The sequence below is a fragment of the Tindallia texcoconensis genome, from assembly GCF_055383815.1.
Genome location: NZ_AP042431.1, coordinates 481089 through 505557, shown reverse-complemented (window position 1 = coordinate 505557; position 24469 = coordinate 481089). Strand labels below are relative to the sequence as shown.

22 protein-coding genes and 1 riboswitch are annotated in these 24469 nt (G+C 38.3%); of the genes, 20 read left to right on the top strand and 2 right to left on the bottom strand.

Translation table 11 applies throughout. From position 1 onward, the window contains the following. Positions 1 to 12: 12 nt before the first annotated feature. Positions 13 to 128: riboswitch (FMN riboswitch) on the top strand. Between the two features lie 103 nt (positions 129 to 231). The 4 genes from ribD to ribH are packed head-to-tail and all read left to right on the top strand — an operon-like array spanning position 232 to position 3694. Continuing rightward, entirely contained in the window at positions 232 to 1359 is a 1128-nt protein-coding gene (ribD, locus tag ACZ47N_RS02405) for a bifunctional diaminohydroxyphosphoribosylaminopyrimidine deaminase/5-amino-6-(5-phosphoribosylamino)uracil reductase RibD (RefSeq protein WP_464887551.1), read from the top strand. After that, on the top strand, positions 1332 to 1973 hold the full coding sequence (gene ribE, locus ACZ47N_RS02400; protein WP_464887550.1) for a riboflavin synthase: 642 nt from the start codon (positions 1332 to 1334) through the stop codon (positions 1971 to 1973). The genes ribD and ribE overlap by 28 nt, the downstream gene beginning before the upstream one ends. Positions 1974 to 1987: 14 nt before the next feature. After that, the gene (locus ACZ47N_RS02395) at positions 1988 to 3196 is read left to right on the top strand and encodes a bifunctional 3,4-dihydroxy-2-butanone-4-phosphate synthase/GTP cyclohydrolase II (protein WP_464887549.1); all 1209 of its coding nucleotides are present in this window, start codon (positions 1988 to 1990) and stop codon (positions 3194 to 3196) included. Positions 3197 to 3232: 36 nt separating this feature from the next. Next, a complete protein-coding gene (ribH, locus tag ACZ47N_RS02390) occupies positions 3233 to 3694 on the top strand; it encodes a 6,7-dimethyl-8-ribityllumazine synthase (protein ID WP_464887548.1) in 462 nt (153 codons plus the stop codon). 35 nt (positions 3695 to 3729) lie between these two features. Here ribH and ACZ47N_RS02385 read toward each other — a convergent pair whose 3' ends face one another. Further along, positions 3730 to 4938, bottom strand: coding sequence for a 6-phosphofructokinase (locus tag ACZ47N_RS02385; RefSeq protein ID WP_464887547.1), 1209 nt, complete (start codon positions 4936 to 4938; stop codon positions 3730 to 3732). A gap of 194 nt (positions 4939 to 5132) precedes the next feature. On the opposite strand from ACZ47N_RS02385, the gene ACZ47N_RS02380 reads away from it, so the two are divergent. From ACZ47N_RS02380 to ACZ47N_RS02345, 8 genes are all read left to right on the top strand, one after another. Continuing rightward, positions 5133 to 6095, top strand: a complete 963-nt coding sequence (locus tag ACZ47N_RS02380; protein ID WP_464887546.1) for a DMT family transporter — start codon at positions 5133 to 5135, stop codon at positions 6093 to 6095. A gap of 93 nt (positions 6096 to 6188) precedes the next feature. Beyond that, on the top strand, positions 6189 to 7805 hold the full coding sequence (locus tag ACZ47N_RS02375) for a peptide chain release factor 3 (protein ID WP_464887545.1): 1617 nt from the start codon (positions 6189 to 6191) through the stop codon (positions 7803 to 7805). Positions 7806 to 7914: 109 nt separating this feature from the next. After that, the gene (locus ACZ47N_RS02370) at positions 7915 to 8301 is read left to right on the top strand and encodes an adenine nucleotide alpha hydrolase family protein (RefSeq protein WP_464887544.1); all 387 of its coding nucleotides are present in this window, start codon (positions 7915 to 7917) and stop codon (positions 8299 to 8301) included. 25 nt (positions 8302 to 8326) lie between these two features. Then, positions 8327 to 9286 carry a tRNA modification radical SAM protein MnmL/YtqA gene (gene mnmL, locus ACZ47N_RS02365; RefSeq protein WP_464887543.1) on the top strand — a complete coding sequence of 320 codons (960 nt, stop codon included), beginning with the start codon at positions 8327 to 8329 and terminating at the stop codon, positions 9284 to 9286. A 102-nt stretch (positions 9287 to 9388) separates the two neighbouring features. Then, complete coding sequence (locus tag ACZ47N_RS02360; protein ID WP_464887542.1) at positions 9389 to 9811, top strand: ATP-binding protein; 423 nt, start codon at positions 9389 to 9391, stop codon at positions 9809 to 9811. A gap of 203 nt (positions 9812 to 10014) precedes the next feature. After that, a complete protein-coding gene (gene gap, locus ACZ47N_RS02355) occupies positions 10015 to 11031 on the top strand; it encodes a type I glyceraldehyde-3-phosphate dehydrogenase (protein WP_464887541.1) in 1017 nt (338 codons plus the stop codon). Positions 11032 to 11180: 149 nt separating this feature from the next. Continuing rightward, positions 11181 to 12002 carry a GTP pyrophosphokinase gene (locus ACZ47N_RS02350; protein WP_464887540.1) on the top strand — a complete coding sequence of 274 codons (822 nt, stop codon included), beginning with the start codon at positions 11181 to 11183 and terminating at the stop codon, positions 12000 to 12002. Positions 12003 to 12018: 16 nt separating this feature from the next. Beyond that, positions 12019 to 12711: a metallophosphoesterase gene (locus ACZ47N_RS02345; RefSeq protein ID WP_464887539.1), complete on the top strand. Its 693-nt coding sequence runs from the start codon at positions 12019 to 12021 to the stop codon at positions 12709 to 12711. On the opposite strand, the gene fba is transcribed toward ACZ47N_RS02345, so the two are convergent. Beyond that, positions 12712 to 13641 carry a class II fructose-1,6-bisphosphate aldolase gene (gene fba / locus ACZ47N_RS02340; protein WP_464887538.1) on the bottom strand — a complete coding sequence of 310 codons (930 nt, stop codon included), beginning with the start codon at positions 13639 to 13641 and terminating at the stop codon, positions 12712 to 12714. A gap of 200 nt (positions 13642 to 13841) precedes the next feature. Here fba and ACZ47N_RS02335 point away from each other — a divergent pair, with 200 nt between their 5' ends. The 8 genes from ACZ47N_RS02335 to ACZ47N_RS02300 all read left to right on the top strand — a co-directional run bounded on the left by ACZ47N_RS02335 (position 13842) and on the right by ACZ47N_RS02300 (position 24469). Continuing rightward, positions 13842 to 14357 carry a CDP-alcohol phosphatidyltransferase family protein gene (locus ACZ47N_RS02335; protein WP_464887537.1) on the top strand — a complete coding sequence of 172 codons (516 nt, stop codon included), beginning with the start codon at positions 13842 to 13844 and terminating at the stop codon, positions 14355 to 14357. Between the two features lie 94 nt (positions 14358 to 14451). After that, positions 14452 to 15003, top strand: coding sequence for a DUF6648 family protein (locus ACZ47N_RS02330; RefSeq protein WP_464887536.1), 552 nt, complete (start codon positions 14452 to 14454; stop codon positions 15001 to 15003). 18 nt (positions 15004 to 15021) lie between these two features. Next, positions 15022 to 15786: a class I SAM-dependent methyltransferase gene (locus ACZ47N_RS02325; protein ID WP_464887535.1), complete on the top strand. Its 765-nt coding sequence runs from the start codon at positions 15022 to 15024 to the stop codon at positions 15784 to 15786. 82 nt (positions 15787 to 15868) lie between these two features. After that, positions 15869 to 17236, top strand: coding sequence for a 23S rRNA (uracil(1939)-C(5))-methyltransferase RlmD (rlmD, locus tag ACZ47N_RS02320; RefSeq protein WP_464887534.1), 1368 nt, complete (start codon positions 15869 to 15871; stop codon positions 17234 to 17236). Between the two features lie 381 nt (positions 17237 to 17617). Next, positions 17618 to 17800: a helix-turn-helix domain-containing protein gene (locus ACZ47N_RS02315; protein WP_464887533.1), complete on the top strand. Its 183-nt coding sequence runs from the start codon at positions 17618 to 17620 to the stop codon at positions 17798 to 17800. 20 nt (positions 17801 to 17820) lie between these two features. Further along, positions 17821 to 20181, top strand: a complete 2361-nt coding sequence (locus tag ACZ47N_RS02310) for a type I restriction-modification system subunit M (protein ID WP_464887532.1) — start codon at positions 17821 to 17823, stop codon at positions 20179 to 20181. Next, on the top strand, positions 20175 to 21383 hold the full coding sequence (locus ACZ47N_RS02305; protein ID WP_464887531.1) for a restriction endonuclease subunit S: 1209 nt from the start codon (positions 20175 to 20177) through the stop codon (positions 21381 to 21383). The genes ACZ47N_RS02310 and ACZ47N_RS02305 overlap by 7 nt, the downstream gene beginning before the upstream one ends. After that, complete coding sequence (locus ACZ47N_RS02300) at positions 21380 to 24469, top strand: type I restriction endonuclease subunit R (RefSeq protein ID WP_464887530.1); 3090 nt, start codon at positions 21380 to 21382, stop codon at positions 24467 to 24469. Before ACZ47N_RS02305 ends, ACZ47N_RS02300 begins: the two co-directional genes overlap by 4 nt.

Genomic DNA, 24469 nt, shown 5'->3' with positions numbered 1-24469 from the left:
AATGTAGAAAATGAATAACTTCAGGGACAGGTGAAATTCCTTACCGGCGGTAAAGCCCGCGAGCCACTATGGTTGATCTGGTGAAATTCCAGAGCCGACAGTTAAAGTCTGGATGGAAGAAGTGTACTTGGTGTACAATGTAATACGTTGTGGAAACAAGTTCCTGAACTTATTTTAGTTCAGGAATTTTTTGTATTATTCTTTAAAATCTGACGTGAGGAGATGGTTGGATTGCATACGGTATGGATGAAAGAAGCCCTTAAAATAGCCGAAAAAGGATGGGGGCATACAAACCCAAATCCGTTGGTAGGAGCTGTTGTCGTAAAAGAGGGAGCACGAATTGCAACAGGAACCCACGAGATCTATGGAGGTCCCCATGCAGAGGTGAATGCCTTGGAAAAAGCAGGAGACTTAGCAAAGGGGAGCGATTTATATGTAACCTTGGAACCTTGCAGTCACTATGGAAAAACGCCTCCCTGTGTTGATGCCATTATTAAAGCTGGTATTCGTAGAACCATTATTGCCATACAGGATCCTAATGAAAAGGTATCTGGTAGAGGTGAAGCAAAGCTTCGTGCTGCAGGTATTGAAGTGATCAGCGGAGTGATGGAAGAAGAAGCCATGAAGCAAAATGAAATATTTATCCACTATATTACCCGAAAAACACCTTTTGTGATAGCGAAAGTAGCTATGAGTATAGATGGGAAAATCGCTGCTAATAGTGGTCATTCCCAGTGGATTACCGGAGAAAAAGCTCGTGAACATGCTCATTGGATTCGGCAGCGAATTTCTTCCATTCTAGTAGGGGTAAACACTGTCATTAAGGATGATCCTATGCTGACGGTTCGTTTAAATCTTGAAAAAACAGAAAACCCTATGCGGATTATCTTGGATAGCAAAGGCAGGATTCCATTGAAGTCTAAGATAGTATCTTCGGCAACCAACATACCAACACTGGTTGCCACTACTCATAGAATGTCCTGTGAAAAAGAAAAAAGATTAAAAGAATCAGGGGTTATGGTATGTCGATTACCAGAAAAAAATACCCAGGTGGATATCAGAGCTTTGATTGGGTATCTTGCAGACAAAGAGATAGATAGCCTAATGATAGAAGGTGGTGGGGAGGTGCTGGCCTCTTTTATGCAGGAGAAACTAGTGCATAAGTTGCTGTGGTACATAGCCCCTAAGATCATTGGTGGATCTAAAGCACCTGGCCCAGTGGGTGGATCAGGAATCCTTCATATGGATCAGTCGCTGCCCGTATTAGCCATGGAAAGTAAGAAGCTTGGGGAGGATTGGTTAATGACTGGATATATGAAAGAGGTGAGCGAATGTTTACAGGAATCATCGAGGAAATAGGAAAAGTGAAGGAGGTTGTTTATCGGGACGGGAGTATGAAACTTTGTATCCAATGCCAGAAAGTCCTGAGGGATGTAGTAGTAGGGGATAGCATTGCAGTTAACGGGATTTGCCTGACGGTTACCACCTTTACCTCCATGGATATGGAGGCAGATGTAATGCCAGAAACCCTGAGAACCACCAGTTTAGCAGAGGCAAAACCAGGGAAGCCAGTGAACCTAGAAAGAGCGTTGCCAGTTAATGGAAGATTGGGTGGGCATATTGTATCTGGGCATATTGATGGTACAGGAAAGATCCAAAGAAAATACAGGGAAGGTAATGCCCTATGGCTTGCCATTCAAACACAGGCAGAAATAATGAAATACATTCTTCACAAAGGATCCATTGCAATTGATGGTACCAGCTTGACAGTGGCTAAAATGGAAGAAGACTCTTTTTCAGTTTCTTTAATTCCGCACACGGCAGAGATGACCATTTTGTCCCATAAAGAAATAGGATCCGTCGTTAACTTAGAATGTGATATTCTTGGGAAATATATCGAAAAGTTTATGCAGCCTCAGGAAAAAAATAAATCAGGAATTACCATGGATACCTTAAAAAAATATGGTTTTTAGAAAGGTGAGTAAATATGAAATTCGATACAATAGAAAAAGCCTTGGAAGAAATTAGAAACGGAAAAATGATTATTGTAGTAGACGATGAGGATCGTGAAAATGAAGGAGATCTCCTAATGGCAGCTCAGTTTGCGACACCAGAAGCCATTAATTTTATGGCAAGGTTTGGTAGGGGACTCATCTGTTGTCCGTTAAAAGAAGAGAAAGCACATCATTTAGAACTAAATCCAATGACAATGAAGAATACAGATAGCCGTGAGACCGCTTTTACAGTATCCGTTGATGTACTAGGGGTAAGTACTGGAATATCCGCTTTTGAAAGAGCCCAGACGATCCAAGCTCTAGTAGATCCCAAGGCTACGGCGAAAAACTTTATCCAACCGGGCCATATATTTCCCTTAGTAGCCAATCCAGGTGGTGTCCTCAGTAGAATGGGACATACAGAGGCTGCAGTAGATCTGGCTGAAATGGCAGGGCTTCAACCTGTTGGAGTTATTTGTGAAATCATGAATGATGATGGAACCATGTCAAGGGTACCAGAGTTGATGGACTTTGCCAAAAAACACGATTTAGCAATTATTACCATTGCAGACATGGTTAAACACAGACGTCGCTTTGAAAAACTTGTTCATCCTGCGGCACAAGCAGAAATGCCAACACAGTACGGCAAGTTTAGAATTATTGCCTATGAAAACAAACTCAATAAAGAGCATCATGTGGCCCTGGTGGCAGGAGAGATTCACCGAGAAAAACCAACCCTAGTGCGAGTTCATTCGGAATGCCTGACAGGAGACGCTTTTGGATCAAAGCGATGCGATTGTGGAAATCAATTGGCCTATGCCTTGGACCAAATAACCAAAGAAGGAGGAGGGATATTATTATACATGCGGCAAGAAGGGAGAGGGATAGGACTGGTCAATAAAATCAGAGCCTATGCCCTACAGGATCAGGGTAAAGACACGGTAGAGGCTAATTTGATGTTGGGTTTCCCTGAGGACATGAGGGATTATGGCATAGGTGCACAGATTTTAAAAGATTTAGGAGCTCAAAAAATCCGCTTGATGACCAATAATCCCAAAAAACTTGTGGGATTGCAAGGGTATGAACTGGAAATTGTAGAAAGAGTATCAATCGAAATGCCCTGCAGCAAAGAAAATGAACAATATATGAAAACAAAACATGAAAAAATGGGCCATCTATTGGATGACTTGTTTCAACAATAAAAATGTCAACTATAAACGAAAAAGGAGCGTGGAAACATGAAACATTTTGAAGGAAAATTACTTGCTGAAGGATTGAAATTTGGAATAGTGGTGGGCAGATTCAACGAATTTATTAGTAGCAAACTGCTATCAGCAGCAATTGATGCACTGATAAGACATGGGGCAGAGGAGGAGGATATAAACATTTGTTGGGTCCCAGGAGCTTTTGAAATTCCACTTGCAGCACAAAAAATGGCAGGAAGAAATGAGTATGATGCGGTGATTACATTGGGTGCGGTTATTCGAGGATCAACGCCACACTTTGATTATGTTTCTAGTGAGACGACGAAAGGGGTAGCTAAAGTAAGTTTAGATGCTGGAATTCCGGTTATTTTCGGAGTATTAACGACCGATACAATTGAGCAAGCCATTGAAAGAGCAGGGACAAAAGCTGGTAACAAAGGATGGGATGCTGCCATGTCGGCCATTGAAATGGCAAGTTTACTCAAGCAATTATAACTGAAAAAGAGCCTATAAGAGGCTCTTTTTCAGAGTTAAGTCAATTTCTTTTGGACAATAGGTGCCCTTAAGCTAGCAACATAAGGCAAAGAACCCACTAAAGGGCGAGCATATTGTTTAAAAGCATCCGTTACATGATTTCCCTCTTTATTGATAAAATGATCCGGCATATGTTTCGTATGCCGGGCTACCTTTTCCAGGGGGGTCAGTTGATAGTCTACAGAATAATCTCCAGAACGATGAATCGTGACAGAGCCATCCGCATCATACCAAATTGCAAACTGAGCCGCTTTCTCCCCTACTTCCCGTGCTTCGCTCTGGTCAACACTGGATATCGCTAAAGGGAAAGACCTTTGAAGATATCCAAAGGTATCGGAACGAACACGTCCTACGGATAGCTTTTCTTTTACATAAGCAGCAAGTAGATCTCCGAGACCACCTCCGGAAAGACTTAGGTTTCCATGAGCATCTTTTTCGACAGAGTTCATAACTGTGGTTGCAATAGGAGTTCCTTCATGATCAGAAATTCCTTCAGATACGGCAACAACACAGCGACCATATTGACGAAGCGTATGAGTCACATCTACCAAGAATCTCTCCAGTGAAAACTTTCGTTCTGGAAAGTAAATTAAATGAGGGCCGTCATCATGATATTTTTTTGCTAAAGAGGAAGCTGCTGTTAAAAACCCAGCATGACGACCCATGACCACACCAATATAGACACCAGGAAGTGCACGATTATCCAAGTCAACTCCAGTAAACCCTTGGGCAACAAATTTAGCGGCAGATCCATATCCGGGAGTGTGGTCATTGATTAGCAAATCGTTATCGATGGTTTTGGGGATATGGATAGCTCTAAAGTCATAATTCGATTTTTCTGCATAAGCATTTACAATGCGGAGGGTATCGGCAGAATCGTTGCCACCTATATAGAAAAAATATCGGATTTCATGAGCCTGCATCATTCGAAATATTTCCAGGCAATAGGCTTTATCTGGTTTGTCACGAGTAGACCCCAAAGCAGAAGAAGGGGTTACAGCAATCTGTTCTAGATTATGAGTTGTTTCTTGAGTTAGATCAATAAAATTTTCGTTAATAATACCATTGACGCCGTTAATGGCACCATAAACTTGGGTTACCTGTGGGAACTTTCTTGACTCCAGCACAGCACCTACCAAGGATTGATTAATAACCGCTGTAGGGCCTCCTCCTTGTGCTACTAAAACTTTTCCTTCAAGTTTCATCTGATACACCTCCATTGAAATAGATACATTATTTTATGATTCTACCCTTTGGAAGAAGTGTCACACGCCAGGGAGTCATATTAGTATAGAACAATGTTGTAGACATAGCTTAGTTTGTGTTATTATTTATGCATCAGATCAATAAAGTACACAGTTTGAACTGGTGAGGAAGGAACAGAGAAGGAGTAGATAAAGTGAGTGAAAATAAAAGTATATTACCATATTTAGCTGGAATCTGTTTTTCCTTTTTATTTGGGTTGTCTTTTATTTTTTCAAAAGAGGGCTTAGAGATCCTTAGTCCTTTTCATCTGTTAACGTTTCGTTTTGCCGCAGCGGTTTTGCTGCTTAATGTGCTTAGATGCTTAGGGATGATTCGAATTGATTTAAAAACAAAACGAATGAAAACCTTGTTTTCACTTTCCTTATTCCAGCCTGTGATTTATTTTATTTGTGAAATGGTGGGGCTTAATAAAACCACAGCTTCGGAGGCTGGAATGATGATTGCACTTATTCCTGTAGCATCTGTGATTTTGGCGGTACTGTTTTTAAAGGAGCGCCCTACGAGAGCTCAGTTGTTTTTTATTGCATGCTCAGTAGTGGGCGTATTTTTTATCATGGCTATGGCTGGGAGTGTGGATGTAGGAGGTAATTTTCAGGGAATGTTAATCCTTCTGGGAGCGGTTTTTGCAGCATCAACCTATAATATTTTGGCGAAAAAATCATCTCTACACTTTACATCCATTGAAATAACATACGTGATGATGACGGTAGGGTTTTTGGTGTTTAGCAGTATTTCCATATTCCAACACCTTCTACACGGGGAATTAAATCTGTTTTTTCAGCCACTGAGAAATAAGCAGGCACTAATTAGCATTATATACCTCGGATTTTTATCTTCTGTCATTGGTTTTTTTATGATGAACTACATGCTTTCAAAAGTAGAAGCAACCAAAGCTTCTGTTTTTAGTAATTTGATCACGGTGATTTCTATTTCTGCTGGTGTCCTATTTTTAAAAGACCCTTTTTATTGGTACCATATCATAGGAGGGCTGTTGATTATTGTTGGCGTGTGGGGAACAAATTATTTTTCAAAACCACAGGCTGCTGGATCCAAAGAAATGGTTGCTCCTTGTGAGAGTCATTCATTTAACCAATGACGAAGTGGCGTTTGTATTGACTTTGATAGACGCTATGGTATAAAATTTGAAAGGTTAAGGATTTTTTGATATACAGTAGAAAAGGAGTTGCTTATGAAATCTCATGAAAATAAACTAGCCTATGAAGTTAGTAGAAGAAGAACCTTTGCAATTATCTCTCACCCAGATGCTGGAAAAACAACTCTCACAGAGAAATTACTGCTTTATGGGGGGGCCATTAGACTTGCTGGATCTGTAAAGTCAAGGAGAGCCCAAAAACATGCTGTGTCTGATTGGATGGAAATCGAAAAGCAACGTGGAATCTCTGTGACATCAAGTGTGCTCCAGTTTGAATACGATGATCACGTGGTTAATATTCTGGATACCCCAGGTCATCAAGACTTTAGTGAAGATACCTATAGAACACTAATGGCGGCGGATAGTGCTGTGATGGTTATTGATTGTGCCAAAGGCGTTGAAGCTCAAACGAAAAAATTATTTCAAGTATGTAAACTGAGAAATATTCCGATTTTTACGTTTATTAATAAAATGGATCGTGCGGGAAAAGATCCTTTTGAGCTAATGGAAGAAATTGAAAAAATTCTGGATATTGAGGCGTATCCCATGAATTGGCCAGTGGGCACGGATGGAAACTTTAAAGGGGTCTATAACCGCGTCAAGGCACAAATGGAAATATTTGAAGGGGGGCATCATGGGCAAGCAAAAACCTCAGCAATAACAGGGAATATAGAAGATCCTATTTTTGAAGACTTATTGGGAGACCAACTTCATCAACAACTAATAGAAGACATAGAACTTCTAGATGAAGCAGGAAATCAATTTGATCACAAGCGAGTACTCAAAGGCACCTTAACACCAGTTTTTTTTGGAAGCGCCATGACAAATTTTGGCGTACAACCATTTTTAGAGTCTTTTCTCAATTTGACTTTGCCACCAGAGGGTAGAATGAGTGATGGTGAAGAAGTGAGCCCAGAAAAGGAGGAATTCACTTCTTTTATCTTTAAAATACAGGCCAATATGAACCCTGCTCATCGTGATAGAATTGCTTTTATGCGTATTTGTTCAGGTAAATTCTCCAAAGGGATGTCTGTATATTTAAGTAGAAATCAGAAAAAAGTTAGACTAGCGCAACCACAGCAATTTTTTGCGCAGGATCGAGCAACCGTGGAGGAAGCTTGGCCAGGTGATATTATTGGCGTACATGACCCGGGGGTATTTCAAATTGGAGATACCTTAACGGAAAAAGATTTAAAGATAGATTATCAAGGCATACCAGTCTTTGCGCCAGAACATTTTGCTCGAGTTGCACCAGTGGATACAATGAAACGCAAGCAATTTATTAAAGGGATTCAACAATTGTCAGAAGAGGGAGCAATCCAAATTTTCAAGCCTCTAAACACAGGTATAGAAGAAATATTTGTTGGTGTGGTAGGAGTATTGCAGTTTGAAGTTTTGGAATATCGACTAACGAATGAATATAATGTAGATATAAAGCTAACCCAGCTACCTTACAGACATGTTCGCTGGATTGAAATAGAAAAATTTGATCCAGATCGCTTTAGTTTAACTATGGATTCCATTTTAGGTGTAGATGATTTTGGTTCTCCTGTTATTTTGTTCCAAAATGAATGGACCGTGGATAAAGTAGAAGATCGCAATCGAGGAGTTATTTTGCATAATATCTCTATGAGAAATACGAAAGGACATTGAGTCGAGGAATAATTTAAAAAACAGAAACAATGAATAGACAGGGTAGCTATGCTATAATAATAGTGAGAAATTTCCTTCATAAATAAATGCAGCCAAAGAGGTGAAGTGAATGGCGGAAGTTCAGAATACGATGGTGTGTGTAACCCAGCAAAAGACATGTGAAAGACTCATTCGTAAGGGTGCCGAAATACGAGATGAAATCCAAGGAAAACTACTGGTGATCCATGTTACACCTAATGCACTACAGGTGTTAGGGAATTATCAACAACCAGAGGCATTGGATTACCTATATGAAATATCTAAATCAATGTCAGCCGAAATGACGGTGATTCGCTCCAAGGATACCATTGACACCTTGGAAACCTTTGCGAAAAAAAACAATGTATCTACCATTGTTCTAGGAGAATCATTAAAAGCATCCAAAGAGAATACCATTATTAATGACCTCCAAAAAAGACTAGGAAAAAAAGTGGCGATAAAAATAGTGCCCGTTTAAGATTCTTATAAAATAGAAGGCCGAAATGAACAAGAAGGAACCCGATAAAAGAGGTGCTGATTTGAAATCCAGTTTGCCATATTACCCCTATTCAGCGTATCAAAAGAAAAAATACGGGGGGAAAGTCTATAAAACACCGATTAACCTTCCAGTCACTTGTCCCAATCGTGACGGTTCCTTAGGATTTGGTGGTTGTGATTTCTGTGGGGAAGAGGGAGCAGGATTTGAAGTGCTTTCTTCTGAAAAACCAGTGAGAGAGCAGTTAGAAGAAAACATAAAGTATATCGGAAAGCGTTATGGAGCCCAGATGTTTTCTGCCTATTTTCAAAACTATACCAATACCCATATGCCGATGCCAGCGTTTAAGGAGTATATGGAAGCTGTATTGGATAAAAGAGTGGTGGAGCTTGCTGTCTCTACAAGACCAGACAGTGTTTCAGATGAACAACTGGACTACCTTAAAGCGTATAAAGAAACGTATGGAAAAAATGTCGTCTTGGAAATAGGGCTACAAACTGCTAACTACCATACTTTAGCCAATATTAATCGTGGGCATGGCCTAGCTGATTTTATTGATGTAGTGAATAGAATCAAGGAAAAAGGCCTAGAAACCTGTGCCCATGTGATCCTTAATTTGCCTGGAGACACAGACTTGGATATGATAGAGACGGCTAATATTTTGTCGGCTCTAAAAGTAGAGCAGGTGAAACTCCATGCTCTTTATATTATGAAAAACACAGTTATGGGGAATCAATATGAACAAGGTGAAATAACCATCATATCCAAAGAAGCGTATCAAAAAAGAGTGATAGGATTCCTGATTCATTTGAACCCAGAAATTGCAGTGCAACGACTTATTGGACGTGCCCCAGAAGAAAACAGCTTATTTGTAAATTGGAACATGAGCTGGTGGAAAATTAGAGATGAAATCATCGCAATGATGAGAGAAGAAAATGTCTACCAAGGCAAACAGGCGAAATTTTAAAAATATTTAACTTTTTTTGCAAGAAGAGAAGGTGATTTGGGTATCATGACGAATATGTCAAGTGTAAAAGAATCATAAAAATCGTCGATGGAGGGGTGCTAAATGATAAAAGTAGTGGTTGGAAAAAAAGGCAGTGGGAAAACTAAATTGATGGTAGAAATGGCCAATGAAGCAGTGAAAAAGACCAAAGGACATGTCGTATTTTTGGATGTGGACAACAGTCGAATGTTTCAAGTAGATTATCGAGCTAGGTTCATGCATTTAAAAGAATATAACATCGAAGATGAACATGAATTCTTTGGATTTTTATGCGGTGTTGTTGCTTCGAATTATGATATAGATCATATCTTTATTGACGGTTTAATGCAGATGAGCAAGACGAATCTCGAAGACATGGCTCCTTGGTTTGATCGTTTAGATAAACTGGAGAAAAAATATAATATTTCCTTTGTTATTGGCATAAGTTGGGAAGAGGAAGAAGTACCAGAATTTCTTCATCGTTATAAAGTCGAAAAACTTTCCTAAATTATGGGTTGTAAACGAGAAATCATATGAAACACAAGGGGTTGGAAAACAGTTGTTATGTTACGGAGCCTTGAGCTAGTTGATATATTGTTTATCTTGTGATATATTCAGCACCGAGAGAACATTCATTAAAAATGTATGCCATACCAAATAAGCAAAAGGGACTTTCGGTGTCCCGAATCAATCTTTGAAGGAGAATAACGATGAAAAAAACGAAAGTAGGTATCAATGGATTTGGTCGAATAGGAAAAGCGGCCTTAAAAGCGTGGTTAGAAGATGAACGTGGTTTAGAAATTGTAGCAATAAACAGTACCAGTGGCCCGGAAAAACATGCACATGTGTTCAAATATGATAGTTTATACGGTACCTGGCCAGAAGACGTGAAAGCAACTGAAAACAGCTTGAGTATAGGGAATAAACAAATCCAATTTACTGCATATAGGGATCCAGCAGAGATTCCTTGGAAAGAAATGGGCGTAGAGGTGGTTTTAGAAAGTACAGGTAAGTTTGCCTCGAAAGAAGCTATGGAAAAACACCTTGTTGGCGGTGCTCGGAAAGTGGTTTTGTCGGCACCACCAAAAGATGCAGAGGTGAAGCAGATTGTAATGGGAGTAAATGAAGAAACATACCTACCAGAAGAACATGATTTCTTGTCAAATGCTTCCTGCACAACAAATTGTTTGGCCCCGGTGGTTAAAATTCTAAATGATGCCTTTGGAATCCAGCACGGGTTGATGACAACAGTACATGCTTATACCAATGATCAAAACTTACTCGATATGCCTCATAGCGACCCTAGGCGTTCTAGGGCAGCACAAATGTCTATTATACCAACAACTACTGGAGCGGCAAAAGCCGTAACAAAAGTGATACCAGAGCTTGAAGGCCGTTTGAATGGGTTTTCGATGCGTGTACCAACTCCAGTGGTATCCGTTGTAGACTTTGTAGCTGAATTATCAAAAGAAACCACAGAAGAAGAAGTGAATCAGAAGCTAAAAGAAGCATCAGAATCCTCTATGAAGGGAATTTTAGGCTACTCAGATGAGCCTTTGGTTTCCATCGATTATAAACAAGATAAACGATCCAGTATTGTAGATGGATTATCCACAATGATGAATGGGCCTAAACTAGTTAAGATAGTTTCTTGGTATGACAATGAGTGGGGCTACTCACAAAGACTAATTGATTTGATGGCGTATGTTTCAAAGAAAGGTATCTAAGCAAGGAATCAGAGTGAACAGCTAATGCCAGACCGACATTCCCTTTTGATGAGCCGGGAGATGTCGGTCTTTTGTATTCTGGTATTTTTTAGGGAATTAAGGTATAATATAAGCGGAATAATTGAAATAAATGATAGGGAGTGACTCGAATGGAGAATATCGAATGGAATAAATTCTTAATTCCCTATGAAAATGCCGTGGAAGAACTGAAAGTGAAGTTTAGGAGTATTCGAACAGAGCTACTAATTTTTGGTGCTTATTCACCCATAGAATTCGTAGTAGGGAGAGTTAAGAAAGTTTCTAGTATATTAGAGAAAGCAAAACTATTAGAGTTAGAGTTGGATGAAATAGAAAATGGAATTGAAGATATTGCTGGGATACGTATTATGTGCCAGTTTGTGGAAGACATTTATACGGTAATGGACTACATTCACGAGCGAGATGGAAAAGATATGGAAATTGTAGCAGTGAAAGATTATATTACCAACCAAAAAGAAAGCGGATATCGAAGTTATCATGTGGTAGTTCGGTATCCAATACAAACGGCTTTTGGTCATAAAAAAATATTGGCTGAAATTCAAGTAAGAACATTAGCAATGAATTTTTGGGCTACTATTGAACATTCCTTGAACTATAAATATAAGTCGCGAATTCCGGAACATGTTAAAAATAGGCTAAAACGATCTGCAGATGCGGCCATGGTCTTAGATCAAGAAATGTCGGAAATTCGATATGAGATTAGAGAAGCACAAAAAATGTTTGAAATCAAATCAAACATTGTATCCAACGCTTTAACCATGATTCAAAAACTTAGGGTGAGAGGACTACACAGTCAGGCAGAAAAATACTACACTGAATTTGAATCTCTTTGGGAAAAGGGAGAAATGATTGAACTAAAAAAAATGGCCTATCAGCTGAGGTCTGTAGTGGATCAATATGATTTAAATGAAGAACAGGATAAAAGCGAGTAGTGCTGGGAGGGAAGGTATGATTTTTGGAATAGGTGACCTTCATTTAAGCCATTCTGGTGAAAAACCCATGTCTATTTTTGGCGAAGTTTGGCAAAATCATCAGCATAAAATAGAAAAAAATTGGAAACAAAGGGTTTCTTCCGAAGATGCAGTTTTGATACCAGGTGATATTTCTTGGGCCATGACCCAGGAAGAAGCCTGGGAAGATCTATTATGGATTGAAAATTTACCTGGAAAAAAATATTTAATTCGTGGAAATCATGATTATTGGTGGAAAAGCATCACCAAAATGAATGAAGCGTTTAAAACCCTACATTTCATTCAAAACCAGTTTTTTACCTATGGTCAATATGGGATTTGTGGGGCAAGAGGATGGGTACTTCCTGGATCATCAGATTTTAATGAACATGATGAAAAAATATACTTGAGAGAAGCCTTAAGGTTGGAAGCATCTTTAAAAGCGGCTAACAAGGCTGGGCAGGATCAGATTATTGTCATGATGCACTATCCTCCTGTAAACGAAAAAAAGGAACCTTCTCATTTTACCCGTCTAATGGCCCAATACAATGTGAAGAAAGTTGTATATGGCCATTTGCACGGAGAAGATTCCTGGGGAAATGGATCTATTGGGCAGGTTGAAGAAACCGACTACCAATTGGTATCCTCTGATTTTTTAGATTTTTCACCTGCTATGATTTATCTAGATTAACTAAATAAGCCCACTAGATCCCAATACATTTTTGATTTTATGTTGAACCATGCGTTTAATAGCATCTCTTCCTGGGCCTAAATACTTTCTGGGATCAAAGTTTTCTGTATTTTCGTCTAGCTCTTTGCGGATGGCGGATGTTATGGCTAGTCGAAGGTCTGTATCAATGTTGACTTTGCATACCCCTAAACCTGCAGCCTTTTGAATCATTGATTCTGGTACGCCTTGGGCATCCGGGATAGTCCCACCGTGTTGATTGCAGAGTTCGACAAACTCAGGTAAAACCGATGATGCGCCATGCAATACTAAAGGAGTGCCATTTAACTTTTTGTCGATAGCTTTCAAACGTTCAAAGTCTAGGGAAGGTGTGCCCTTAAACTTATAAGCACCATGACTAGTTCCTATGGCAACAGCAAGAGAATCAACACCTGTTTTTGCCACAAACTCTAGTGCTTCATCTGGATTTGTAAAGGCAGCGTCTTTTTCACTAACTTGAACAGCATCTTCAATTCCAGCTAATCGCCCTAATTCTGCTTCCACCACAACACCATGGGCATGAGCATACTCGACGACTCTTTTGGTGATAGCGATGTTTTCGTCTAAAGGATGATGAGATGCATCGATCATAACGGAAGTAAAACCGTCATCAATGCATTGCTTGCATATTTCAAAGTCTTCGCCATGATCTAAATGAAGAACAATAGGCAAGTCAGAGTCTTCTACGGCTGCCTCTACAAGTTTTTTTAAATAGATTGGTTTTGCATATTTTCGAGCGCCAGCAGATACTTGAAGAATCAGAGGTGATCTTTCTTCCTTGGCTGCATCTACAATTCCTTGGATAATTTCCATATTGTTTACATTAAAAGCACCGATAGCATAATGGTTCGCATAGGCTTGTTGAAACAAAGCTTTGCTAGTAACCAGAGGCATAATATCACTCCTGTCAGAAATTTTTAATAATGACTAAGGATATTCTAACACAGTGAAATGAAAGGTGCAATCCATTTGAAACCTGTATAAATTGGGATTTTTAAAGACAAGACTATTATTTTATCTGGAAATAGGGTAAAATAATAAATAAGTATGCACCAGTTCGTTACTGAACAGTAAGCTGAAATGAGGTGATTGATATGAAGGTAAAATCAAACATACCAAATATGGTTACGTTTTTAAATCTAACGTTGGGACTTTTGGCAATTGTTTGTATCATAAGAGAAAGATATTTGTTTTCGGCTTTGTTAATTATACTAGCTGCACTGATGGATCGTTTTGATGGAAGTCTTGCCAGAAAACTTGACGTAGAAAGTGAATTAGGAAAAGAACTAGATTCCCTCTGTGATTTAATTTCATTTGGAGTGGCACCAGCCATCTTAATGTGGAGTTTTCATCTTGCAGATATTGGTGTCATAGGTTTTTTCATTATGGTTTTGTTTGCAGTAAGTGGGGCTTATCGATTAGCTTTTTTCAATATCGTGGAGTTTGATGGTGTTTACATGGGGATTCCAATAACATTGTGTGGTGGGATAGTAGCATTGATGGCTATTTATTCCGTTAATTATGCAACCAATATTTATGTGCTAGGGTTTATCATGATTCTTTTATCCTACGCCATGGTCAGTAAGCGAATAAAACTGAAAAAGCGTTAGAGTCAGAAATAGAAGGAGTTTCTTTCGTTAAGAGCTGTTTCGGTGATGGGAACATTATTGGGGTTTTTATTTTGAGACGTAAAGGATGTTTAGGATGCAGTATGTTCCAGGACAAAATCTGTTCGAAAAATTTTTTCAACAGCGAGAAAGCCTTATATTTCAGTATAAAAAAGGTGATTTAACCAAAAAAGAGTACATTCAAGAAAGCCATGCATATTTAGTCCAACAGGATGTAAAACCCTTTAAAAACGTAGATAGTTTTGATAAAGTAGTTTTCAACTATCAATACTATAATATCATGGCCAAGTATTTTCATATTAAATGTGACTCATTTAAAAACTCGTCAAAACATCCTGAATTATCCAGAAAGTATCAGGAAAAGAGAGATAAACACTATCACTTAAAAGATAAAATGACATGGAGAGCAGCAGAATTAAAAGAATTTTACGACATAGAAGCATATTTTATTAAAGTGAGCTCTAGTCATCTTAAAAGAGTACTGTACGAAGTTGTTTTTACGGAGCATCCTACCGTTGTATTTCATTCTAAAAGCCACTGGCTAAGAGAACGACTAGAAAAAGAAGGGGTCTTTAGTGGACACACCAAACGCTCTGTTATTGAGAAATATGTCAATGAAAAATACTAAAACTAAAGGAGTGGTTTTATGTATCAAATTTATACAGCGGACCAGTACCTATGGGATGGTTTAAATCTAGATGGAAAAGTGGTATTAGAAGGTGGAACAAGTTGGGGTAACACTACCGATCGAATTGCAAGCAAGGTTAAAGAGAATAAGTGGAAAACAAAGTTGATTTCAGTAGACATTGATGATAGTCATTTTGATGAAATCAAAGACAGAATCTCAGATGTATTTATAGAGTTAACCCTTCGAAAAGAAGACTTGAGTCGTTTAGATTTTATGGAAGATAATTGCGTTGATGTGATTATATGTAATTACACATTGGCTTCTGTTAATCAGTTTCCTATGAGAGCTGTTCAGGCATTAGCCGCCTTTTATCGTGTTTTGAAAAAAGGTGGTCAGTTATTAATCATGGATGAAATGCCCATATGGGCCGTAGATCATCGAGACTACCCGTATTGGTCTAAACGATTAAGAGTGATTAAGAGCATTAGTGTTTTAAAAGCAATGGCATATTTTAACGAAGTCCATCCAACAGATTTGGAAGCAACCTTAAAAATGATGAACTTTCAAGAGGTGAAATACCAGGAATTTAAAGAGGCTATTGATTCAAGTTTGGCCAAACGATTTTTGGATAAACGCAAACAGACCTTGCTTAAAGGATATAATGATATTGAGAACGAAAATTTAACAAAAGGCTTTGTGGAAATCACAGAAAAACTTGTAAAAGAATTGGAAACAGAAGAGTCATTTGCGGCTCCGGCTTATATTATGAAAGCCATCAAATAACAATAATGCAAAATATAAAGATAAAACAAGAAGCCCGGATACTTATTTCCGGGCTTCTTTAGATGAATGGAGGAGCGGAGCAATGGATATTAAAAAAGGACAAGATATTGAATTAGTAGTAAAAGATAGCCTTTTTGGAGGGAAAGCCATTGGCTATCTTGACCAAATAAAAGTGACAACAGATCGAGGGGTTCCAGGGCAAAAATTACTAGTTAGAATTACGAAACGAAGGCCAGAAAAACTAGAAGGAAAAACAATTGAAGTGCTGGAAAAATCATCCATAGAAACAGAAAAAGCCTGTATCCATTCGGGTGTGTGCGGTGGTTGTTCAATGCAAGGAGTGGGATATCAGTATCAACTGGCAATGAAAAACAAACAGGTTATAAAACTCTTTAAAGAGGAACATATATCTGTAGAGGAGTGGCGTCAACCCATAGGCAGCCCACAAGAACAGGAATATCGAAATAAAATGGAGTTTACCTTTGGGAATGAATATAAAGAAGGACCCTTAACCCTTGGCATGCACCAAAGGCGTCGTCGATTTGATATTGTGGACACTTATGAGTGTCGGCTTATCGACGAAGATTTACGTCGTGTAAGGACTTACACGGTGAACTTTTTTAAAGAGAATCAGTTAAAGCCATATCATAAAATTAGTCGAGAAGGCACCCTAAGGCACTTAGTTGTTAGGAAAGCCTATTATACTGGAGAAATAATGGTTAATCTGGTGACCACATCAACACCGCAGGATCAACTCATTAGCAGTTGGACAGAAGGCCTCAAAAAACTGGCACTTGAAGGAAGTTTAAAAAGTGTTTTGTGGACTATAAATGATGCTTTGGCAGATATGGTAAAAAGCGATAAAACTATTTTAATGTATGGTGAAAGCAGCATTACAGAAAAATTGCAAGGAATCACTTTTAAAATCACCCCATTTTCTTTTTTTCAAACAAACAGTTCAGCTGCCAACAAGCTTTATCAAGTAGTTGCAAACAGTGTGGCAAAATCAGATAAAACCATATTTGACTTATATTGCGGTTTAGGAACGATTACACAGATTTTGGCCCAAAATGCAGAAAAAGTAGTAGGGATTGATATTGTGGAGGAAGCTATCCAACAGGCCCAAAAAAGCGCTGAGGAAAATGGGTTACCAAACTGTGAATTTATTGCAGGAGATGTAAAGGAAAAACTTAGTATGTTAAAAAAAGTTCCTGATATGTTGGTATTAGATCCGCCAAGACCAGGAGTTCATCCAGAAGCAATGGAGGATTTAATTCATATGAATCCAGCTAAAATACTATACGTTTCATGTAATCCAAAGACCCTAGTTCAAAACCTTAAACAGGCCATTGCTAAGGGATATATCATTGAGTGGGTTCAATGCGTAGATCTTTTTCCTTCGACTCCGCACGTGGAGTGTGTTGTGTTGATGTCAAGAGTGGATAAATAGAAAAACTGAAAATGCTTATAAACAAAGGGTTTCCAAACATTGAGATTTTATCTCGACTATTTCGCTAGAGATACCAATGTAGGGAAACCCTTATTTTTAGTGTTTGTGGTAACATATCAACTGCCCTTAAAGTAATAGGGTTGAGTTGACAGATTAGATATCACCTATTTTTACAGGGTGTGAGGAGACAGGATAGATGTGTAGTAGTGTAAGACTACCTTTGCATAGACTAAATAAGAAAATATTTGACCACAATGTATACTTATTAAAGATAATAATTACAGATTGCAGTTGTCAGAAATACCAGCTTAAGCTTGTTATTGTTCGTTTCTACGATTATAATATATAGTATACATTAATAAAAATTAAGAAGGTGGGTTCATGGATTATATCACAACTAAAGAAGCTGCTGAAAAATGGGGTTTAACCGAACGCCGAGTACAAGTCTTATGTAGGCAAGGGAAGATACCTGGTGTAGCCCGTCTTGGCTGGGCATGGGCCATACCTAAAGATGCACAGAAGCCAGAAGATGGTAGATACAATAGGAATACTGACAAAAAATAAGTAACGGAAGGTGAAGTAATATGGCGATGAAAAAGAGCGAGCTATACAGTAGATTATGGAAAAGTTGTGACCAATTAAGAGGTGGAATGGATGCCTCACAATATAAAGATTATATTCTGGTGTTGCTGTTCATGAGATATGTGACAGATAAATATTATGGAAAAAGAGATGTGCTCATAGAAGTACCGGAGGGCGGAAGCTTCCATGATTTAATAAAGCTAAAAGGTGACAAGGAAATTGGTGATAAAACCAACGTTGTCATCAGAAAAATGGCTGATGCCAATGACTTGGTAGGCGTCATTACAGTTGCTGATTTTAATGATGCGGACAAGCTTGGTAAAGGTAAAGAAATGGTTGATCGCCTTACCAACTTGGTGGCAATTTTTGAGGATCCTGAGCTTGATTTTGGTGGAAATGGCGCAGATGGAGATGACATTCTTGGTGATGCTTATGAGTATCTAATGAAACACTTTGCCACTGAATCGGGTAAAAGCAAAGGGCAGTTCTACACTCCGTCTGAGGTATCCAGAATCATGGCGAAGGTTATAGGTATCGAGAAGGCTAAAAGTCAATCTCAGACCATATATGATCCAACATGTGGTAGTGGTTCACTGCTGTTAAAAGTCGCCGATGAAGCCCAGAGAGGCGTTACCATCTACGGCCAAGAAAAAGATGTAGCCACAGTAGCTTTGGCTAAGATGAACATGATTCTTCATGGAAATGAGATAGCAGAAATTCAGCAAGGTGATACCATTTCATCCCCTGAGTTTAAAAATCCTGACGGAACCCTCAAAACATTTGATTTCGCTGTAGCAAATCCTCCATTTTCAACAAAATCGTGGAGTAGTGGATTAGATCCACAAAATGATGAATTTGATCGTTTCACAGGATATGGGATACCACCAGCAAAGAATGGTGATTATGCTTTCCTTTTGCACTTTATTAAATCACTTAAGAGCAAGGGTAAAGGGGCAATCATTCTACCCCATGGTGTACTTTTCAGAGGAAACGCAGAAGCGGAAATCAGAAAGAACATCATTAGAAAAGGCTATTTCAAAGGAATCATTGGGTTACCTGCCAATTTGTTTTATGGCACAGGAATTCCTGCAGCAATTCTAGTAATCGATAAAGAAAATGCTGAAGCGAGAAAAGGTATCTTCATGATTGATGCCAGCAAAGGCTTTATTAAGGATGGAAATAAAAATAGACTTCGAGAGCAGGACGTCCATAAGATCGTAGATGTGTTTAACAAACAACTTGAGGTACCAAAATTCTCAAGAATGGTATCTGTTGAAGAAATCGAGAGCAATGAATACAATCTCAACATTCCAAGATATATAGATAATCAGGAAGAAGAAGATATCCAGGATATTGCTGCTCACCTTCAAGGGGGAATTCCTGTTGTAGATATAGATGCGCTGCAGAAGTATTGGGATGTTTATCCTACGATGAAAGAGACTCTATTTAAAATAAATGGAAGAGAAGGCTATTATAATTTAAAGGTTGAAAAGGAAAAAATCAAAGAAGTCATCTTTAATCATCAGGAGTTTATTCTATACTCAGAAGAAGTTAATGCCATTACTAATAGTTGGGCAGAGCGTCATAGAGACCGTTTTCTCCATATAAGTTCAGACATCGATCCCAAAGCACTAATCCATGACATAGCAGAAGATATTTTAGAATCTTTCTCGTCGAAAACACTTATTGATAAGTATGATATCTATCAATACATGATGACTTACTGGCTGGAAGAGATGAAGGATGATGTCTATATGATTGTAGAAAATGGATGGATTCTAGATAAAGATCTTATACCAGAGAACCTTGTTATAGACAAATACTTCTATGAGGAAAAAGCAGCTATTGAGAGTATTGAAGCTGATAAAGATGAGATAATTAGACAGAAAGAAGAGTTTGAAGAAGAAAACAGTGGTGAGGAAGGTTATCTTGAAGAAATTAAAAACGATAAAGGAAATATTACCAAAGGTAGCTTGAAGAGTCGCATCAAAGAAATCAAGGATGATCCAGATTCGGTAGAAGAGTTGGGAATATTGGAAGCCTATCTACAACTGGTAGATGAAGAATCTGATGCAAATAAAAAGGTGAAAGATGCCATGAAGGCACTCGATAAAAAGGTTAATGAAAGATACAAAGTGCTCACAGAGGATGAAATCAAGACCCTGGTAGTCGACATGAAATGGATTTCTTATTTAGTGGGCGCAGTGAATAATGAGATGGACAGAGTTTCTCATCGTTTGGCATCAAGAATTAATGAGCTATCAGAAAGATATGGTGAAACATTGTCTCGACTAGAAGATAAATTGAAATCCTATTCTGAGAAAGTTGAAGAACACTTGGAAAGGATGGGATTCACATGGTAGAGGAAAGAAAAACACCAGAGGGATACAAAGGTACAGAAATTGGAATTATACCAGAAGATTGGGATGTGCAATCATTAGGGACCAATTCAATATTAAAAGCTAGAATTGGTTGGCAAGGATTGACTACTGCTGAGTATTTAACTGATGGAGAATACTATCTGATTACAGGAACTGATTTTGTTAATGGAAGAATTGATTGGGATAATTGTTATTATGTCGAGAAACAAAGATATGAACAAGATAGAAATATTCAAGTTCGAAAAAAAGATATCCTGGTTACCAAAGATGGTACTATTGGTAAAGTAGCATTTATTGATCAAGCCATGGGAAGAGCTACTCTAAATAGTGGTGTATTTGCAATTCGTCCACTTAAAAGTACTTATGAACCTGAGTATTTATATCATATCCTTATGTCACGTGTTTTCAGAGATTTTTTGGATAGACTAGCTGCAGGCTCAACAATTTCTCATTTGTATCAAAAAGATTTTGTGCATTTTGAGTTTCCAATTCCATCGATTACTGAACAAAAAGCTATGGCAGAAGCTCTATCTGACACAGATAATTTGATCCTCTCTCTTGAAAAGCTGATTGATAAAAAGAAGAAAATCAAGCAAGGAGCTATGCAACAACTACTGACCGGTAAAAAACGATTGCCAGGGTTTAGTGGGGATTGGGAAAATGATAAAGTGAAGAATATTGCAAGTGTTTCAACTGGTTCAAAAAACACACAAGATAACGATCCTAATGGGGAATATCCTTTTTTTGTAAGATCGTCGATAGTTGAAAGGATAGATACGTATTCATTTGATGGAGAAGCCGTTTTAACAGCAGGTGATGGGGTTGGCACAGGAAAAGTGTTTCATTATATAAATGGAAAGTTTGATATTCATCAACGTGTATATAAAATTAGTGATTTTTGTAGTCGAGTGCATGGATATTATTTTTACTTATATTTTAGTTTTAATTTTTTAGATAGAATCATGGCTATGACAGCAAAATCATCTGTGGATTCGGTCCGAATGGAGATGATTGCAGATATGGAGATACTTCTACCAGAAATCCAAGAACAAAAAGCTATAGCACAAGTTTTATCTGATATGGACTTAGAAATTGAAGCATTGGAAGAAAAATTAGAGAAAGTTAAAACCATTAAACAAGGAATGATGCAAGAACTCTTGACAGGGAGGATTCGGTTGATATGAGTGGTGTAGGTCAAGTGGAAAGAAAAACTCAAGATAGAATCGTCAAGCTTTTTTCTCATACGCTTGACTATACCTATCTTGGCAACTGGCATGAAAGAGAGAACAATGCAGCTATTGAAGAAGAATATCTAAGAAAGTACTTAGTTCGAAAAGGGTATACTCCTGATCTTATAAATCGCGCAGTGGATAAGCTGGTCAAAGCGGCTGGAAATCAGGTGGATAAGCTATACTATGCTAACAAGGCGGTATACTCTTTGATTCGATATGGTGCTCAGGTGAAAGAGCATATGGGAGAGAACAACCAGACGGTTTCTTTTATTAACTTTGATGATGTGTATGACAATGACTTCTATATTGCAGAAGAAGTCTCTATCAAAGGAGAACACAAAAAGCGTCCGGATATCGTTATTTACGTTAATGGTATTGCTCTGGGGGTCATTGAACTAAAGCGCAGCACGGTTTCAATTTCTGAAGGGATAAGGCAGAATCTGGATAATCAAACGTCCAATTTTATAAGACCCTTTTTTCACACCATGCAATTGATCATGGCTGGAAATGATACAGCAGGTATGCGTTACGGAACCATAGAAACCAAAGAAAAATATTACCTGACATGGAAAGAGGACGATAAAGCGGATGATAGATTATCATTAGAAGTTGAGTCGATTACTGGGTCCCTTGATTACGTTCTGGATAACCAGATTGTCGGGATGTGCCATAAAGAACGACTTTTGGAAATCATCCATGACTTTGTTGTTTTTGATAGAGGGGTAAAGAAACTGTGCCGACAAAATCAGTATTTTGGTGTGAGAGCAGCTTCACAAAAAGTGAAACAGCGTGAAGGTGGCATCATTTGGCATACCCAAGGCAGCGGCAAAAGTTTGACCATGGTTTGGCTGGCAAAATGGATCAGAGAAAATATTTCTGATTCCAGAATTTTGATTATCACAGACCGAGATGAACTGGATAAGCAGATAGAAAAAGTATTTAGAGGGGTAGATGAGGATCTTTATCGAACCAAAAGCGGGGCCGATCTGATAGAGAAGCTCAATGCTACAACTCCTCTGTTATTAGGTTCGTTGATCCATAAGTTTGGCAGAAAAGAAGGAGAGTTGAAAGAATCAGATTATGATCAGTACATAGCTGACCTTAAGAAGAGCTTGCCTAAGGACTTCAAGGCTAAGGGGGACATCTATGTTTTTGTAGATGAATGTCATAGAACACAATCAGGTAAGCTTCATGATGCTATGAAGGTCATTTTACCCAATGCCTTGTTTATTGGTTTTACCGGTACACCTTTACTTAAGAAAGATAAGCAAAAAAGCATTGAAGTCTTTGGAGGCTATATCCATACTTACAAGTTTGATGAAGCGGTAAAGGATAATGTCGTGCTTGATCTTCAGTACGAGGCCCGGGATGTAGATCAAGACATTACTTCCCAAGAAAAAATCGACAAATGGTTTGAAGCGAAAACAAGAGGGCTCACAGACTATGCTATCGTTAAATTAAAACAACGATGGGGAACACTTCAGAAAGTACTTAGCTCAAAGTCAAGATTAGTGAGAATCGTGAATGACATCATATACGATATGGAAACAAAGGACCGTCTTCAAAATGGAAGAGGAAATGCCATGCTGGTGGCGGGTAGTATTTACGAGGCTTGTAAGTATTATGAACTTTTCCAGTCAGAAGGATTTAAGAAGTGTGCAATTGTCACCTCCTACTCTCCTAATATTTCAGATATAAAAGGTGAAAGCACTGGTGAAGATCAAGAGACGGAAAATATTGAAAAATACGAGATCTATCAAAAAATGCTAGATGGAAAGAATCCTGAAGATTTTGAAGAAGAAGTCAAGAAACAATTCATCGATGATCCGGCTCAAATGAAGCTTCTAATTGTCGTAGACAAACTGCTTACAGGTTTTGATGCACCACCTGCAACCTATCTTTACATTGATAAGAGCATGCAAGATCATGGGCTTTTTCAGGCTATTTGTCGTGTAAATCGTCTTCATGGAGATGATAAAGAGTACGGCTATATCGTGGATTACAAGGATCTCTTTAAGAGTCTAGAAAAGTCTGTTGGAGATTATACTTCAGAAGCTTTTGATGGATATGAGAAAGAAGATATTGAAGGGCTATTGACAAATCGATTGGATAAGGCTAGAGAAAAGCTAGACACGGCATTAGAAAGTTTGGAAGCACTTTGTGAACCTGTAGCGCCACCTAAAGATACATTGGCTTATATCAGATATTTTGTAGCGAAGGACACACTTGATAAAGAGGCGGTAAAGGAAAATGAGCAAAAGAGGTTAGCTCTTTATAAGCATGTTGTAGCTTTTATAAGAGCCTACGCAGGTCTTGCCAATGAAATGGAAGATGCAGGTTATTCAAAACAGGAAGCGGATGAGATTATCCGTTTAACAAAATACTACGATAATGTTCGCCATGAAGTTATGCATGCAGCTGGTGATTATATTGATCTTAAAGCCTATGAAGGCGGCATGAGACATCTTATCGATTCTTATATTTCAGCAAAAGACAGCGAGAAGATCTCTGCCTTTGATGACATGTCATTGATTGACCTTATCGTAGAGAAAGGGGAGGATGCAGTAGATTCACTGCCAGAAGGAATAAAGAAAGATAAGGAAGCTGCAGCAGAAACCATTGAGAATAATGTAAGAAAACTTATCATTGATGAAACACCAACAAACCCTAAGTACTATGAAAAAATGTCAGTGCTTTTAGATGAAATTATAAAGCTACGAAAAGAGCAGGTAGTTAATTATCAAGAATACCTTGCAAAAATTGTAGAGCTGGCTAAGAGAGCCAAGGATCCTGGAAAGTCGGAAAGTTATCCTAAGACGATTAATTCCGGAGCAAAAAGAGCTTTATATGATAACTTAGATCAAGATGAAAGTTTGGTTTTAGCTATCGATGAAGATCTAACATACAACCGACCAGATGGGTGGAGAGGCAGTAAAATCAAAGAGCGGAAGGTCAAGTATGTCGTTGGAAGATATGTTGAAGATGATGAAAAACTTGATGAGATCTTTGAAATTGTGAAGAATCAAGGTGAATACTAG